Origin of the sequence: Verticiella sediminum, assembly GCF_007558815.1 — a bacterium.
In the GTDB taxonomy this organism is placed as follows: Bacteria; Pseudomonadota; Gammaproteobacteria; order Burkholderiales; family Burkholderiaceae_B; genus Verticiella; species Verticiella sediminum.
Genome location: NZ_VLTJ01000029.1, coordinates 84,757 through 100,678, shown reverse-complemented (window position 1 = coordinate 100,678; position 15,922 = coordinate 84,757). Strand labels below are relative to the sequence as shown.

Here is a 15,922-nt window from a genome sequence, read left to right as displayed (position 1 = left end):
TATACACGGAATGGGAATGCGTAAGCGAAGTATACGACCCTAGAATCGGGCCGTTGCTCACGGATTCGCGCGTATGTCCAAACGACCCCACATTGTGCTCATCATGGCCGACAACCTCGGCTGGGGCGAACTCGGCTGCTATGGCGGCGGGGCCTTGCGCGGTGCGCCCACGCCGCGCATCGACGCGCTCGCCAAGGACGGGCTGCTGCTGCACAACTTCAATGTCGAGAGCGACTGCGTGCCGACGCGCTCGGCGCTGATGTCGGGGCGCCATCCGATCCGCACCGGCTGCCTGCAGTCGGTGCCGCCGGGACTGCCGCAGGGCCTGCGGCGCGACGAACGCACGCTGGCCGAACAACTGTCCGGCGCCGGCTACGCCACCGCGCATTTCGGCAAATGGCATCTCGGCGACATCCCCGGGCGCTTTCCGTCGGATCGCGGGTTCGACGAATGGTTCGGCATTCCCCGTACCACGGACGAAAGCCAGTTTACGAGCTCGATCGGGTTCGATCCCGAGGCGGCGCAACTGCCCTACATCATGCAGGGCAAGGCGGGCGCCGAGTCGAGCAACGTGCGCCTTTACGATCTCGAGGCTCGCCGCGGCATCGATGCCGAGTTGGTCGATCGCTCGGTGGATTTCATGCAGCGCAGCCTGGCGGCCGGCAAGCCCTTCTTCCTGTACCTGCCGCTGGTGCACCTGCATTTCCCCACGCTGCCGCACCCCGAGTTCGCGGGCCGGACCGGCGCCGGGGACTTCGCGGATTCCATGGTCGAGATGGATCACCGCGTGGGGCAGATCGTCGACGAAGTCGATCGGCTGGGCCTGCGCGACGATACGCTATTCATCTTCTGCAGTGACAACGGCCCGGAGTTTCGCCGGCCTTACCGCGGCACGGCCGGGCCGTGGTCCGGCACGTACCACACCGCCATGGAAGGCAGCCTGCGCGTGCCGTGCATCGTGCGCTGGCCCGGGCGCGTGGAACCGGGCCGCGTCTCCAACGAGATGGTGCACGTCACGGACCTGTACACCACGCTCTGCGAAGCGGCCGGTGCGAGCCTGCCCCGGGACCGTCCGATCGACGGCGTGAACCAGTTGCCTTTCCTGCGCGGCGAAGGCCCATCCGCGCGCGAGGGCTTTCTGTTCTACATCAAGAACGACCTGCGCGCCGTGAAATGGCGCGACTGGAAGCTGCACTTCTATTGGGAACCGGAGGTCAACCAGGGGCAGGGCAAGCTCGAATCGCCCTATCTCTTTCACCTGCTCCAGGACCCCAAGGAAGAGTCCGACGTGCTCATCTTCAACACCTGGGTACTCGGTCCGATCATGCGCATGGTGCACGACTTCAACGCGAGTTGCGCGGCCCATCCGAACACCCCGCCCGGGGCGCCGGACCCGACGCCGGTTGCGTAGGCCGGCCCCATCGCACCAGCCAGGAACCGCCATGAACCTGCGTCAATTCGTCTGCGCTGCGGCGCTCGCCACCGGGCTCTTGCCCGCTGCCCAATCCCAGAGCGCCACTTTCACCTGGCCCGCCCGCACGATCACCTGGATCGTCGGCTTCGCACCCGGCGGAACCGCCGACGTGCTGACGCGGCTGGCTGCCGAAGGGCTGGCCCAGCGTACCGGCTACACGGTGCTCGTCGAGAACCGTCCGGGCGCCTCGGGCGCCATCGCCCTGCAGCAGGCCGCACGGGGTAGCGCCGGCGAGCCGGTGCTGATCACGGTGCCGGGGCCGCTGCTCTATCCCAGCCCGCAGCCGACCATCGGCGCTGGCCTGGCGCCGGTCGGCCTGATGGCCGAAGGGCCCATGGTGGTCGTGGGCCCGCGCGGCGGCCCGGCGGACATGCGGGCCGTGCTCGAGGCGGCCAGGAACGCTCCCGAAAGCTGGAGCTATGCGAGTTCCGGCACGGGCACCTCGCAGCATCTGGCGGGCGAACTGATCAATCTGCAGGCGGGCACGCGGATGCTGCATGTCCCGTACAAAGGCGGTGGCCAGGCCGTGACCGATGTCGTCGGCGCGCAGATCCCGCTGGCGATCCTGGGCCCGACACCCGTGATGCCGCACATCCGATCCGGCGCGCTGACGGCCTATGCGGTGACCACGGCCTACCGGCTCGACAGCCTGCCCGAGACGCCCACGCTGCGCGAAGCCGGCCTGCCGGACTACGATGCGAGCCAATGGTTCGCGGTGGCGGCGAGCCCGAACGTCAAGGCCGACACCGCGGCGCAGTTGAATGCTTTGCTGGCCGAGGTGTATCGCGCACCGGCGTTCCAGCAGGCCCTGGAATTCGCCGGCATGCGCGCGGGTCAGGGCAGCGCGCAGGATCTCGTCGAGTTCGTGCGCAGCGATACCGAGCGCTGGGACCGGGTCGCCACCGAGGTCGGCCTGGAGCTGCAATAGCCGGCCGCGGCCGTCAGGCAGCCAGTGCTTGACGCAGGCGGGCCGCCGCAGCGAGCAGGGCGCGGTCTTGCTGCCAGCGGCCGACGAGTTGGGTGCCGATCGGCAGGCCGTTCGGGCCGAACAGACCGGGCACGCTCACGCACGGCTGGCCCAGCAGCGTCCAGACCCGGCTGAAGACCGGATCGCCGGTGGCGGCCAGGCCGGCAGGCGCCTCGCCGGGCGCCGCCGGCACGAGCAGGGCGTCCACGTGGCGCAGCAGGTCGGCCGCCGCCGCCCGGCCCTGCTCGGCGAGCGCCTGCGCGGCCGCATAGGCCGCGTCGCCGATGCCGAGCCCCGTCTCCACCAACTGCACCAGGGCCGGCCCCATCAGGTCGCGATGGTTTTCATACTCCGGTGCGAGGGCGCGGCAGGCCTCGTAGGCCATGACGGTTTTCTGCGCCTCGGCCAGGCCGCGCAGCGTCCCGGGCAGCGCGACGGCCTCCAGGTGTATGCCCGCCGCGCCGCAGCGCGCGACGGCGGTCTCGAAAGCGGCTCGGCCGCCGGCGTCCAGCGCCTCGGCTTCGAAGGTGTCCCAATAGCCCAGGCGCAGGCCGCCGGCCTGCGGCACGGGCAGCGGCGCGTAGGCTTCGCCGGCCAGCGCGCAGCGCATCAGTTCCAGGTCATCGGCGCTGCGCGCCATCCAGCCGAGCGTGTCCAGCGAGCGCGAAAAGTCGCGCGTGCCGCGCAGGCTGTAGCGGCCATAGGTGGCCTTCAGGCCGAACACGCCGCAGTACGAAGCCGGCCGGATGAGCGAGCCCGCGGTCTGCGAGCCGATGGCCAGCGGCACCATGCCGCTGGCGACTGCCGCGGCCGAACCGCTCGACGAACCGCCGGGGGTATGGCCGGTGTCCCAGGGGTTGGCCGTCGGCCCCGGCGTGAAGTAGGCGAACTCGGTGCTCACCGTCTTGCCCAGCACCACCGCCTGCGCCGCGCGCGCGGCGGCGACGCAGTCGGCGTCCTCCGCATCCGGCGGCGCATCGCGAAAGATCGGCGAACCGAAGGTGGTGCGCGTGCCGGCCGCCCGGAAAATGTCCTTGACCGCCAGCGGCACGCCGGCGAGCAGACCGCTGCGCCGTTCGCCCGCATCGATCGCGCACGCGGCGGCCAGAGCGGCGTCGCGGTCGACTTCGGTCCAGGCGTGGACTGCGCCGTCGACGGTGGCGATGCGCGCGAGCGCCTGTTCGAGCACCGCTACGGCGCGCGTCTCGCCGCGCGAGACGGCCTGATGGATGGCGACCGCACAGAGCGGTTCGGGGGCGTCGGCGGTGGGGATGCAGGAGGTCATGGTGTCGGCGCAATGAGCGGCTGGGGAGCGTGGGAAGGCGGGCGTCAGGCAGGCATGCGGCCGGCCTGCAAGTACGTCTTGAACTGTACTGCAGCTTGCGCGAGCAGATGCGCTTCGCGCTGCGGCGACCAGGAGGCCGCAATGATGCTGACGCCCTTGGCCAGCAGGCGCGGGAGATCCAGGTGCAGGTCGGGCGCGACGGTCTGCCCCAGCAGGACGAGTCGCGCGTGCGCGCTGGCGCAGGTCAAGCTGGGATCGAGCCGTGCGCCGTCGCCGGGATCGAGCACGACATCCACGCCGCCATGCTCGCGCAGCAACTGCGGCCAAGGGTCGGTATAGCGCATCACCTCGACGGCACCCGCGGCGAACAGGGCCGGAAAGTCGTCGGCGGTGCGCGCCATCGCCATCGGCGAAGCGCCGAGCTGGATCGCCAGATGGATCGCGAGCCGTCCGGGCAGCGTGTGCGCGTCGTGGATCAGGACGGCCTCGTCCGCGCGCAGGGCCGCGCGGCGCGCCAGCGCGTTCCAGACGCGGGTCCAGTCGAGCGCCAGGCGCGCGGCGCTGGCGTCGTCCAGGTGCGCGGGCACGGGCAGGACCGTTTCCGGGGCCAGCACGATGCGCCGCGGCGCTTGCCTGGCGGCATGCGGCCACAGCAGGGAGCCCCGGCCGCCTGAGTCGCCGGGCATGCGCACTGTCAGCGCCCAGGCGTCGGGGGCCATGTCCCAGGCCCGGCAGGTATCGGCCTTGACCGGCAGCGCCGCCAGCACGTGTGCGTCGGCGGCCTCGTGCGGGCGCCCCGCATCCGCCTGGGCTTGACCGGTGATTCCCTGTAATCTCGTCCTATGCATCGATGCTCTCTCATTGGCATGCCGCGATGACGGAACCGTCCAAGCCGCAAGATGATCCGGATCGCGACGCCAGCCTGCGCGCGCCGGATTTCTCATTGCGCCAACTGTCCTACTTCGTCGCGGCCGCGCATCATCAGTCGGTGCAGAAAGCGGCGGCCGCGTTGCATGTCTCGGCGCCGGCGATCTCGGCGGCGATAGCCCACCTCGAGACCACGCTGGGCGAGCCGCTGTTCCTGCGCCGCCATGCCCGCGGCCTCATCCTCACCGAACTGGGCAGTGCCTTCGCCATCGAGTGCCGCAGCCTGCTGCAGGAGGCGTGGGGGCTCGGCGCCGGACGCCTGTTCGAGCGCGCCGAAGTGCACGGCAGGGTGCGTCTCGGTTGCCTGTTCACCTTCGGGCCGTACGTGGTACCGCCCTTGCTCAAGACCATCCAGGCGCAGTTCCCGCGCGCCCGCGTCGAGTGGCGCGAAGGCCACCACGAGCACCTGCTCGAGGCCTTGCATTCGGGCGCGATCGATCTTGCCGTCATGTACGACTTCGAAGTGCCCTCCGGCATCATCGCGGTCCCGTTGAGGCCGGCGCCGCTGCAGGTGGTGCTCGCCGAGCGCCACCCCCTCGCCGAACGCCGGAGCCTGGCGCCCGTGGACCTGCTCACCGAGCCGCTGGTGCTGCTCGACCTGCCGCGAACGCGCGACTACATGCTGTCCGCCTACAGCGCCCACGGCGCCACGCCGCGCGTTTCCCAACATGTCTATTCGATGGGCATGCTGCTCGCCATGGTGGCGAGCGGCCACGGCATTTCGCTGCTGAACTTCTGTCCGCCCTACGAGGTGCCCGGTGTCGGGCGCGTCGTTTCCCGGGCCTTCGACTCGCTGGTGCGCCAGCCGAACATCGTGGTGGCCTATTCGCATCGCTATCACCTGCCGCGCGTGGCCAACGCCGTCATCGAGCAGCTCGCCGTCCTGGTCGACGAGCTGGTGCTCGAGGCGCGCTGACGCCTTCGGGCGGAGGTGACCCGCTTTCACTGGGCGAGCGCGAAGGCACCGTCCTTCACCGTGAGCATGCGCACGCTGCTGGGCTGGGTGCCGAAGTGATCCTCCGGCGCGTAGCTGTAGACCGCGGTCACGCCCACGTAGTCGCGCGTGCCTTCCAGGGCGTCGCGCACGGCCGGCGCATCGGTGCTGCCCGCCGCCTTGATCGCCTGCATCAGCAGCATGGCGCTGTCGTAGCCATTGCCTGCGAAGGTGGCCGGCATCCTGCCGTACTTCTGCTGGTATTCCTTGACGAAGCGTTCGAGCACCGGCTTCTGCGGGTCGTCTGCCGGCAGGCTGTCGGTGACGTAGATCTTCGAGGACGGCAGGCGGATTCCGTTGGCGGCATCGCCTGCCAGGCGCAGGTAGTTGAAGTCGTTGGCCGCATGCGTCAGGTACAGCGGGCTGTCGATGCCGAGCGCCCGATGGTTGCGCGTGGCGATGGCCAGGCCGGGCCCGGTGGCCCAGATCACCGTCGCCTGCGCGCCGCTGCCGCGGATCTTGGTCAACTGCGGCGTCATGTCGGTGTCGGCGCTGCCGAACACTTCGACCGCGGCGAGCGTCATGCCGCGCTCCTTGACGAGCTGCTGCAGCGTATCGCGTCCGCTGGTGCCGAACGCCACGTCCGAGTGCAGCAGCGCGAGCGAGCTGACGCCTTGTGCCTTCATGTCGTCCAGCATCACGCTGAGCACCACCATGTCGGTGAGCGGCGCGAGGAAAGCGTAGCGCCGCTTCTCGGCCGGCAGCACGATGCCGCGCGATGCGCCATTGGCCATCAAGGGCACGCGGGCCCGCTCGATGGCGTCGACGACCGCGAAGTTGGAGCCCGAGCTGGACGGGCCGATGATGGCGCTCACCTTCTCCTGGCTGAGCAGGCGCCGCGTGGCCGAGACGGCCTTGGTATTGTCGCTCTCGGTATTGAGGTTGACCAGCGTGACCTGCTGGCCATCGATGCCGCCGGCCGCATTGACCTGGTCGACCGCCAGTTGAGCCCCTTCCAGCGTAGGCTGGCCCAGGGACGCAATGGGCCCGGAGGTTTCGAGCAGGCCGCCGATGCGGATCTGCGCCTGGCTGGCAGTGGCACAGAGGCCGAGCAGCAGAGCGAACAGCGTGGGTTTCCAGATTGTCATGGATATCACCTTAAGGGGCGGGTTGTGGTGCGAGCGCGGCGAGCGCTGCTTGGAAAGGGGCGATGGGGGCCTGCCAGATGCCGCCGCCGATGCGTCCGTGCATGCCCTTGCGATCGAGAATGCCGAGCGCGACGACGGGTGGCTGGGCGTGGCGCAGAACGGCTTCGGCGTCCAGGCCGACGCGGACGTGACTGACGGTGCAGGCGGGGTGCGGCGCGAGCAGCAGCCGGGCGCACAATCGCTCGGGCGTGTCTGGCATGTAGGCGCCCAGCGCCTCGCGCTGCGCCGGGGCGTACTGCATGGCCAGGGCCCCGAAGCCCAGGGTCTCGACAAGGGCGCTGTCGCCGATCGCCGGCAGGGCGTCGCCGACGTCGCGGCCGGGCTCGATGCGGCCCACGGGCGCGGCGGCCGCCGCCGTGAACCAGCGGCCGGGCAGGCCCGCGAGCTGGATGCCGGTCTGGCTGCCATTGCCGGCCATGGCCGTGACCAGCGTCGAGCCGGCCACGCCTTCGGCGGCGCTCAGCATGCACTTGGCCGCGGCCATCCAGAGATTGAGAAAGAAGCTGGGGGAGTCCGCCAGGAAGCGCGCTGCCTCGCCGTCCGCGGCCAGCCCCGCGGCGCGCCAGTCCTCGAGCAGCGCACGGCTGCCGGCCGCCGTGCGTCCGTGGCAGTCGTCGCCCTGGTGCAAGGCCAGGTCGGCGATCGACAGCAGCGGGCGGGTGGCCGGTACGACCCCGCGCACGGCGTGCGCGAACGGCCCGTTCAGCCAGCGTAGATGCGCGAGCACCTGCGGGCCGGGCAGCCCCAGTCGCAGGGCCGGCCCACTGCCGCCGTTGAGCGGCGCGTAGGCGGTGCGTCCCATGCCCGACGCATCCTGCACGACCTGCACCTGCTGGCCGGGCGAGAGCACGCTGGCCAGCGGCACTACGCAGTCGTGGTCCTGCGCCGCGGCCAGGCGCACGCTGCCGTCGGCGATCAGGGCGTGCGCAGCCTCGGGCGTGTCGGCCCAGCCTTCGAAAAGCACGGCCTGGACCGCTGAGTTCAGCATTGGAGCGCAGGGCGGGCGGGCCAGCGGTGGGCCGGCGTGCAGCAGGGTGCGCGCGGGCAGGCGGACGCAGTCGCCCAGCGGGCGCAGGGCCGCCAGGCGGGGCCGCACCTGCGCGAGCCGCCGCCACGCGGCCAGGGTCGCCGGGCGGGCGGCAGTGTCGATGGGGTTCATGCCGGCACCTCCGCTTCTTCGCGCATGCCGAGATAGGCCGCGCCGATGTCGCCGCGCGAGAGCAGCTCGGCCGCGGGGCCGGTGTCGGTCAGCCGGCCGTTGGCCAGCACGTAGCCGCGGTGCGAGACCTGCAAGGCCGCACGCGCGTTCTGTTCGACCAGCAGGATGGAGAGCCCGAGCCGGGTGAGGGTGGGCAGGAACTCCAGGATCTCGCGGGTGACCTGTGGCGCCAGCCCGAACGAGGGTTCATCGAGCAGCAGCAGACGGGGTCGGCTCATCAGCGCGCGCCCGATGGCGAGCATCTGGCCCTCGCCGCCGGACAGCGTGCCGGCCTGCTGGTCGATGCGCTCGGCCAGGCGGGGAAAGAAGCCGAGCACTTCGTCCAGGACCTCTCGCATCTGCCGGGCGGAGTCGCCGACCGGGCGCAGCAGGTGGCGCACGCCGGCGCGCCGCACCAGGGCGTAGCGGCCCAGCATGAGGTTGTCGCGAACCGTGAGCGTGGGGAACAGGCCGCGGCCCTCGGGCGCGAGGGCGATGCCCAGGCCGCTGCGATCCTGCGCCGGGATGCCCGCGAGATCGCGGCCCGCCAGGCGGATGCTGCCTTCGGCGAGCGGGGCCAGGCCGGCGACCGCGTTCAGCAACGAGGTCTTGCCCGCGCCGTTCGCGCCGACCAGGGAGACGATCTCGCGCTCGCCGACCCACAGGTCGAGGCGTTCGAGCGCGGTCAGGCCGCCGTAGCGCACGCTCGCGGCGTCGACGCTGAGCAGGCGCGCCGGCGCGGCCGCCGGCGCGGGCTCGCGGTTCACCGAGACTTCCGTGTTGCCCAGGTAGGCCGCGACCACGGCCGGATCGGCGCGTACCTCGTCCGGCTCGCCCTGCGCGAGCAGGCGGCCGTGATCGAGCACGACCATGCGGTCGGCCAGCCGGCCGACGAAGGCTAGGTCGTGCTCGACGAACATGATGGTGGTGCCGCGCCCGCGGATCTGCTGGATCAGCCGCGAGAGGGTGTGTTTCTCGGTGGCGTTCAGGCCGGCGGCCGGTTCGTCGAGGATGAGCAACCTGGCCTCGGTGGCGAGCCCTCGCGCCACGGCCAGCAGGCGCTGCTGGCCCGCGGTGAGCAGGCCGGCCGGCTGGGCGGCCAGCGCCGTGAGGCCGACCAGTTCGAGCTGCGCGAGTGCCAGCTCGCGCATGCGGGCCGCGCTGCCGTGGGCCGAGCGCGCGCCGAGCAGGCCGGCCACGAAGCCGCTGCCGTGGCGCGCATAGGCCGCGGCCATCACGTTCTCCAGCACGCTCAGGCTGCGCAGCACTTCGGCGGATTGGAAAGTGCGGGCGATGCCCAGCCGGCTGCGCTGCGCCGCATTCCGGACGCTCACGTCCTCGCCCGCGAAGCGCACGCTGCCGGTATCCGGTGCGCGCGCGCCGCTGACGACGCCGATCATGGTGGACTTGCCGGCGCCGTTGGGGCCGATCAGGGCCAGGATTTCACCTTGCCGCACCTCGAACGAGACGGCGTCCAGGGCGGTCAGGCCGCCGAAGCGTACTGTCACGCCGCGCACGTCGAGCAGCGGGCTTGCGAGGGTGCTCATGCGGAGGTCTCCTTGGCGATGTCCATCGCGCGTTCCGAGGTCTTGTGCACTGCGTGTCGCCGGGCGGGAAGGGCCTTGCCCGCGATGCGGGCCAGCGAAGCGAACAGCCCGTCGCGGCAATGGATCATGGCGAGCACCAGCAGGGCGCCATAGATCACCACGTCGAAGCGGCCGAGCGGCTTGAGCCATTCGCTGACGATGACCACGAAGAAGGTGCCGGCGAGCACGTTCCACACGCCGGTGAAGCCGCCCAGGGCCACGATGAGCAGCAGCTTGATCGAGAAGCCGACGTGGAACGGATCGGGGCTGATGTACCCCATCCAATGTGCGTACAAAGCACCGCCCAGGCCGGCATAGGCGCCGGACAGCGCCATCACGCGGCGCTTGACGCGGGCGGCGTCGATGCCCAGCGAGGCGGCGACGGCATCGCTCTCGCCGACCGTGCGCATGGCCAGGCCGGTGGGCGAGCGTACGAGGTTGTGCGCGAGGACCAGGCCGGCGATGCACGCCAGCCAGGCGAGCGGGTAGAAGCGCAGGTCGTCGAATAGCTCGATACCGAAGGCGCCGAGCACGGCGATGTTGCCCAGGCCGTCCTGGCCGCCCGTGACGGGCTGCCATTCGACCAGGACCGTGTGCACGATCATGCCCAGCGCCAGCGTGGCCATGGCCAGGTGGTGGCCGCGCAGGCGAAACACGAGCCAGCCGACGCTCCAGGCGGCCAGCGCGCTTGCCGCGGTGGCGAGCAGCATGCCCAGCCAAGGGCTCAGCCCGCTGTGCTGTTCGAACAGGGTCGAGACATAGGCGCCGATGGCGACGAAGGCCGCGTGCCCGAGCGAGATCTGGCCGGTGTAGCCCATCAGCAGCGACAGGCCGATCGCCGGCAGCGCGAAGATCGCACAGACCACCAGCAGGTTGGTGACGTACGGGTCGTTGACCAGCGCCGCCAGGATCAGCGCCGGTACGAGCAGCAGAAGTGGCTTCATTTTTTCACCGCGTCGAGTTCACCCAGCAGACCGCCGGGCCGGGCCAGCAGGAAGACGAGCAGCAGCACGAAGGCGATGGCGTTCTTGAAGCCCGAGCTGAGGTAGCCGGAGGACAGCGCTTCGAGCACGCCCAGCAGCAGGCCGCCGAGGGCGGCGCCGATCGGGTTGCCGAATCCGCCGATGATGCAGGCCACGAAGCCCTTGATGCCCAGGCTCAGCCCGCTGTCGTACTGCATCAGGGCGATCGGCGCGACGATCACGCCGGCGATCGCGCCGACCAGTCCGGACAGGAAGAAGCCGACGCGGCGCATGGACAGCGTGGGCACGCCCATGAGGCTGGCCGCGCTGCTGTTCATGGCACAGGCGCGGAACGCCTTGCCGAGATACGTACGGGTGAGGAACACGTAGAGCAGGCTCATCAGCACCGCTGTGGTTCCCACCACCCAGACCGCCTGGCGCGGGATCGCCACGTCGCCCAGGCGTATCGGTTCGTGGCCGGAGAAGGCGGGCAGGGGCTGCGCGTCCGTGCCCCAGATCAGCACCGCGAGCCCTTGCAGGACGATGCCCACGCCGATGGTGATGATGATCCCGCGCATCACGTCCTGGCCGATCGGCCGGATGGCGACGCGCTCGATCACGATACCGAGCAGCCCCACGCCGAGCACGGCGAGCACCAGCGCCGCCAGCAGCGGCAGGCCGAGCGCGATCAGGCCGGCGGCGCCCAGGGCGGCGAGCATCGACGCCTCGCCCTGGGCGAAGTTCACGATGCTGGTGACGTTGTAGACGGCCGTGAAGCCGATGGCGACCAGGCCGTAGATGCAGCCCACGACGATGCCGGAGACGAGGTACTGGAGAAGCTCGGTCATGGTGGATCTCCCTTAACCGCCGCTGGCGGGCATTTCCACCCACGTCTCGGAGAACGCGAGGAAGGCCGAACGCTTGCGCCCGCCGTCAAAGCCGCGGTAGGCCACCTTGCCCTCGAGCGCGCGGCCGTTGACGGTGACGCTGGCCTGCTCGGCGTCTAGGAACAGGCTGTACATCTCGTGCCGCCCGGTCGGCCCCTTCTCGGCCGGCATGTCGACTGCGTACGGTGTGCCCAGGCCTTCCCAGGTCATCACCACTTCGAGCTCGCTCGAGGTGATGATCTCCTGGTAGCGGCTGCGGCTGTCGCCGGCCGAGCGGCAACGGGTGAGCGCCAGGTGGGTCACCGCGGCGGTGCCCGGGCTCACCTTGAACGCGGCGAACTTCGAGAAGAAGCCGTCCATCAGATAGCGCGCGAGCGCTTCGTTGTCGGAGATCATGACGTTGCAGACCTCGGGCAGGCCGGCGGCCACCGCGGGGCGATCGAGCAGCAATACGCCGCGTCCCATGCCGAAGGGCGAGTAGTCGATCCGGAAGAAGGTCGCCAGGCCGGTCCATTCGCCGTCCGGGTCGTTCTTCAGGTAGATGCCGGGGTTGTGTCCGCTCCAGGCGACCACGCCGGGATGTGTGGGATTCGTCATCGAAAGCTCCAAGGAAGGGTGCCCCCCCTACGCGCTGACGCGCGCCCCCCGGGGGGGCGGCACTGGCGGAGCCGGCTCCGCGGTGCCCTGGATCGCATCGCGGCAGTCATCGGTCGGGGTGGCGCGCAGCGCCATGAAGGACTGAAGTGAAACGGCCTCCCGCGCTCACTGCGTTCGCGGCCGAGACGGCTTCAGTCTTCTTCGGGGGGGCGGGCTGGGGTTGAAGGGAAAATCAGGCTGGGGTGAGGCGGCGGCTTTCGGCGAACGCGGCGATGCGCTCGCGCACGATGGCCTCGCGCTCGGGCAGGGCGTGGTAGTCGCCCTCGAGCACGATGCGCGTGATGGCCGCGCCGACGTCGCGGACCACGGCCGCATCGTCGGTCCCTTCCACGACGGGGATGCTCACCACCGTGTCGTGGCAGTAGGTCGGGATCGGGCCGGGGCCATGTACGCCGAGCGGCACCGGATCCTCGCCCTGGGCAACGCGGCGCGCCTCGCGGCGCAGCGACTGGCGCAGCATCGCGACGCCGCGGTCGCAGCGGGTCAGGCTTTCCATGGCGTGCACGGCGATCCGGCGCTGCGACACCATGGCGTCGTAGTCGCCCGGGATGCGCTGGCGCTCGGCGTAGTCGCGCGCGCCGTTCTGGCCGAAGAAATCGACGGATTCGACGCCGCACTGGGTTTCGTCGGCGATGCCGCGCGGATCGGCGTCCGGGTGGAAATGGCGCCAGCCGATGATGCGACAGGTGGTGTTGTCGATCGGCGTGGTCCAGCGGGTGATGGCCACGCGTCCGAAGGCCTTCTCGTGGGCGCCTTCTTCCCAGATGTGGCCGACCTGGGCGAGGTTGGGCAGCAGGATGTCGTTCGAGCGCACCCAGACCTTGTCCTGCCAGCGCCGGGAGGTCACGTAGATCATCCCGGTGGGGGTGGGCACGAACGCCATGTCCGGCAGCTCGCCCCAGGCCTCCGAGAACTGCGTGAAGCTGATGCGCGTATGCAGGAACACCGCATGCGCGGGGTCCATCACGTTCTCGTGCACCTGCAGCCAGTTGCAGGGATAGGTGATGCAATAGGGCACGAGGCGGTCGCCCTCGCGCTCGAAGCTGTCGTAGACGGGGAACTCGGGCTTCCTGTCGGCCGGCCCGAAGTAGCCGAACACGATGCCTTGGTATTCGTGCAGCGGGTAGGCGCCCTGGCAGATGTTGTGGCGCAGGCGCGAGTCGGCGGGCTCGCCCGGCGTCTCCAGGATCGTGCCGTCCACGCCGAACAGCCAGCCGTGATAGCAGCAGCGCAGGCCCTCGTCCTCGCAGATGCCGAATTCGAGCGAGGCGCCGCGATGCGCGCAGTGCTTCTCGAGCAGGCCCGGCTTGCCGCTGCGGGTGCGGAACAGCACCAGATCCTCGCCGAACATGCGCACGGGCAAGGGCAGCTCGCCCAGTTCGGCCGATAGCGCGACCGGCTGCCAGTAGCGCCGCAGGTACTCGCCCATGGGCGCGCCTTGTTCCACGTGCGTAAGCTCGGCGTCCTCGGCAGGCGTGCGGCCGCGTTCGTAGGCCGCATAGGGTTTGCGCAGGAAGACTTTGCGTTCCATGTCGTTCTCGTGGGCAGTGACGTTGATCGTTCTGCGCACTCTAGGAGCCCGACAGGGCCGCGACAAATCATATGAACCAGTATCGAGATCAGCTTTTCAGAATCAGCACAGCGACGAAGCCTGGGCTCGCCAAAACGATGCAGGCGGGCGGTCCGACGCGCCATCGTGGCGCGTTGCGCGACGGCGGCGAGGCCGGCGCGGTGCTCGCTGGAAAAGGGCGAAAACGCCGACGGCGCCCGACCTTGCGGTGGGGCGCCGTCGGCGCGGGCGTCGGACGGTCGGGTCAGGCGGCCAGGCGCTGGACGCGGCGCAGCGTCTCGGAAGGCGACTCGCCGTAGCGCTGCAGGTAGTGGCCGGCGAAGCGGCCCAGATGCGCGAAGCCGCAGTCCAGGGCGACGCAGGCCACGCGGGCCTCCGGGCCGCCTTCGAGCAGGCGCTGGCGCACGTGTTCGAGGCGGCGCTCGCGCAGCATCTGCATCGGACTGCAGGAGCGAAAGCGCTTGAAGCCGTCGAGCAGGGTGCGTACCGGCACGCCGGCGGCGCTGGCGATGTCGTCCAGGCGGATGGCATCGCCAGCGTGGGCTTCGATGTAGGCTTCGGCGCGGCGTACCGCGCGCGGTGCGATGCTTGCCGCGGGCGGCGCCTGTTCGGCGCGGCCCGATGGGGCAGCGAGCAGCATGGAGACCAGGACGCCTGCGTGTTCGTTGCCGCGGACCTGGTGGATCATGTCGGGTGGGGTGGCTGACGATGGCATCGGGATGAATCGTGCGGTAAGACGGTGGTGTCAGAAAAGTGCAAAGTCAAAAATGCAAATTCCATGCCATTTTTTCCGCCGGGCCGCTCCGGACGAAAAGGGTCCCGCCGCTGGCCGCGCCGGTGCGCGTATCCTCAATCCGGCCACAAGCGTTCCCAACGTCCGCGTTCCCCGGATACTATTTCCGATCCGTCACCAGGAGTTACCATGTTCAAGCTGAAGCACGCGGTTCTCTGCGCCTCGCTGGCGCTTTGCGGCGCGGCGTCCTACGCCGCCGACCCGATCAAGGTCGGCATCGCCCTGGACATCTCCGGCCCGTTCGCCGCGCTGGGCGCCGAGGCCAGGGATGGTTTCAACCTTGCCATCGAACAGCTCGGCAGCAAACTCGGCGGCGTGGACGCGGAGTTCCTGCAGACCGACTTCGCGGGCAACCCGGAGCAGGTCAACCAACTGGTGTCGCGCTACATCCAGCGCGACAAGGTGGACTTCTTCACGGGCCCGATCGGCTCGAACGCCGCGCTGGCCGCCGGCCCGGCCCTGTTCGCGGCCAAGGTGCCCTACCTGTCGAACAACCCCGGCCCCAGCCAGTACGCCGGCAAGCAGTGCAACGCGTTCTTCTTCGGGCACTACCAGAACGACACCTATGACGAGGCCGCCGGCGTGGTGGCCAACCAGGCGGGCTACGGCAACATGGTCATCCTGGCGCCGAACTACCCGGCCGGCCGCGACCACCTGGGCGGCTTCAAGCGTACCTACACCGGCAAGGTGGCCGACGAGATCTACACCAAGGTCGGCCAGATCGACTACGCCGCCGAGATCGCGCAGATCCGCGCGGCCAAGCCGGATGCGGTCTTCATCTTCCTGCCCGGCGCCATGGGCATCAACTTCATCAAGCAGTACGTGGCCGCCGGCCTGAAGGACGTGCCCCTGGTCGCCCCGGGCTTCTCCGCCGACGAGGATGTCATCCATGCCGTGGGCGATTCGATGCTGGGGCTGCGCAACACCGCGCACTGGACGCACGACCTCGAGAACCCGGCCAACGAGAAATTCGTCGATGCCTTCCGCAAGAAGTACGACGGGCGCTATCCGTCGGTGTACGCGGCGATGGCCTACGACGTGCTCATGGCGATGAACGCCGCAGTCGAGCAGGTGGGCGGCGACGTGTCCGACCGCGAGGCGGTGATCGCCGCGCTCGCCAAGGCCGAGTACGACTCGGTGCGCGGCCCGTTCCAGTACGGCGCCAACCACTACCCGATCCAGAACTACTACCTGCGCGTGGTGGAGAAGGACGGCAGCGGCCGCATGACCAACATCAGAAAGAGCACCGTGCTCGAGAACCACCAGGACGCCTACGTGGCCGAGTGCCAGATGTCCTGATGCGCTCCTCGGCGCGGCGCGCGCCGCGCCGGGCGGCGTTCCCGGCGGCAGGCGGGGGCCCGGGCAGGGCGCCGCCCCTTCGGTACACTCGCTTCGGGTTCGCCGCGGCGGGCGGCGCGCTCGCGGCGCCGGGGCTCGTCCCGGTGCCGCCCGCGGGATGGCGTCCACGCGCTCC

14 protein-coding genes are annotated in these 15,922 nt (G+C 70.2%); 4 read left to right on the top strand and 10 right to left on the bottom strand.

Annotated features, from left to right (window positions below; translation table 11 throughout):
- Positions 1 to 73: 73 nt before the first annotated feature.
- Together FOZ76_RS14980 and FOZ76_RS14975 are read left to right on the top strand one after the other, a co-directional pair.
- Entirely contained in the window at positions 74 to 1,411 is a 1,338-nt protein-coding gene (locus FOZ76_RS14980) for an arylsulfatase (RefSeq protein ID WP_143949082.1), read from the top strand.
- A 31-nt stretch (positions 1,412 to 1,442) separates the two neighbouring features.
- The gene (locus FOZ76_RS14975) at positions 1,443 to 2,402 is read left to right on the top strand and encodes a Bug family tripartite tricarboxylate transporter substrate binding protein (RefSeq protein WP_143949081.1); all 960 of its coding nucleotides are present in this window, start codon (positions 1,443 to 1,445) and stop codon (positions 2,400 to 2,402) included.
- Between the two features lie 13 nt (positions 2,403 to 2,415).
- Here the strand turns inward: FOZ76_RS14975 and FOZ76_RS14970 are convergent, their stop codons facing one another.
- On the bottom strand, positions 2,416 to 3,726 hold the full coding sequence (locus FOZ76_RS14970; RefSeq protein ID WP_143949080.1) for an amidase: 1,311 nt from the start codon (positions 3,724 to 3,726) through the stop codon (positions 2,416 to 2,418).
- 44 nt (positions 3,727 to 3,770) lie between these two features.
- Positions 3,771 to 4,574: a zinc-binding dehydrogenase gene (locus FOZ76_RS14965; RefSeq protein WP_170235470.1), complete on the bottom strand. Its 804-nt coding sequence runs from the start codon at positions 4,572 to 4,574 to the stop codon at positions 3,771 to 3,773.
- Positions 4,575 to 4,600: 26 nt separating this feature from the next.
- Here FOZ76_RS14965 and FOZ76_RS14960 point away from each other — a divergent pair, with 26 nt between their 5' ends.
- On the top strand, positions 4,601 to 5,569 hold the full coding sequence (locus FOZ76_RS14960) for a LysR family transcriptional regulator (RefSeq protein WP_246129525.1): 969 nt from the start codon (positions 4,601 to 4,603) through the stop codon (positions 5,567 to 5,569).
- Between the two features lie 26 nt (positions 5,570 to 5,595).
- On the opposite strand, the gene FOZ76_RS14955 is transcribed toward FOZ76_RS14960, so the two are convergent.
- From FOZ76_RS14955 to FOZ76_RS14920, 8 genes are all read right to left on the bottom strand, one after another.
- A complete protein-coding gene (locus FOZ76_RS14955; RefSeq protein WP_143949078.1) occupies positions 5,596 to 6,735 on the bottom strand; it encodes an ABC transporter substrate-binding protein in 1,140 nt (379 codons plus the stop codon).
- 10 nt (positions 6,736 to 6,745) lie between these two features.
- The gene (locus tag FOZ76_RS14950; protein ID WP_143949077.1) at positions 6,746 to 7,954 is read right to left on the bottom strand and encodes a YlbE family protein; all 1,209 of its coding nucleotides are present in this window, start codon (positions 7,952 to 7,954) and stop codon (positions 6,746 to 6,748) included.
- The gene (locus FOZ76_RS14945) at positions 7,951 to 9,540 is read right to left on the bottom strand and encodes an ATP-binding cassette domain-containing protein (RefSeq protein WP_143949076.1); all 1,590 of its coding nucleotides are present in this window, start codon (positions 9,538 to 9,540) and stop codon (positions 7,951 to 7,953) included. The genes FOZ76_RS14950 and FOZ76_RS14945 overlap by 4 nt, the downstream gene beginning before the upstream one ends.
- The gene (locus tag FOZ76_RS14940; RefSeq protein WP_143949075.1) at positions 9,537 to 10,523 is read right to left on the bottom strand and encodes a branched-chain amino acid ABC transporter permease; all 987 of its coding nucleotides are present in this window, start codon (positions 10,521 to 10,523) and stop codon (positions 9,537 to 9,539) included. Before FOZ76_RS14940 ends, FOZ76_RS14945 begins: the two co-directional genes overlap by 4 nt.
- Complete coding sequence (locus FOZ76_RS14935) at positions 10,520 to 11,389, bottom strand: branched-chain amino acid ABC transporter permease (protein WP_143949074.1); 870 nt, start codon at positions 11,387 to 11,389, stop codon at positions 10,520 to 10,522. Before FOZ76_RS14935 ends, FOZ76_RS14940 begins: the two co-directional genes overlap by 4 nt.
- A 12-nt stretch (positions 11,390 to 11,401) precedes the next feature.
- On the bottom strand, positions 11,402 to 12,025 hold the full coding sequence (locus FOZ76_RS14930; protein WP_143949073.1) for a hypothetical protein: 624 nt from the start codon (positions 12,023 to 12,025) through the stop codon (positions 11,402 to 11,404).
- A 232-nt stretch (positions 12,026 to 12,257) separates the two neighbouring features.
- Complete coding sequence (locus FOZ76_RS14925; RefSeq protein ID WP_143949072.1) at positions 12,258 to 13,616, bottom strand: aromatic ring-hydroxylating dioxygenase subunit alpha; 1,359 nt, start codon at positions 13,614 to 13,616, stop codon at positions 12,258 to 12,260.
- A 283-nt stretch (positions 13,617 to 13,899) separates the two neighbouring features.
- Positions 13,900 to 14,370, bottom strand: a complete 471-nt coding sequence (locus tag FOZ76_RS14920; RefSeq protein ID WP_143949071.1) for a helix-turn-helix domain-containing protein — start codon at positions 14,368 to 14,370, stop codon at positions 13,900 to 13,902.
- 207 nt (positions 14,371 to 14,577) lie between these two features.
- On the opposite strand from FOZ76_RS14920, the gene FOZ76_RS14915 reads away from it, so the two are divergent.
- Positions 14,578 to 15,747 (top strand): ABC transporter substrate-binding protein, encoded by a 1,170-nt coding sequence (locus FOZ76_RS14915; protein WP_143949070.1) that lies wholly within the window; start codon positions 14,578 to 14,580, stop codon positions 15,745 to 15,747.
- The last annotated feature ends 175 nt before the right edge of the window (positions 15,748 to 15,922 follow it).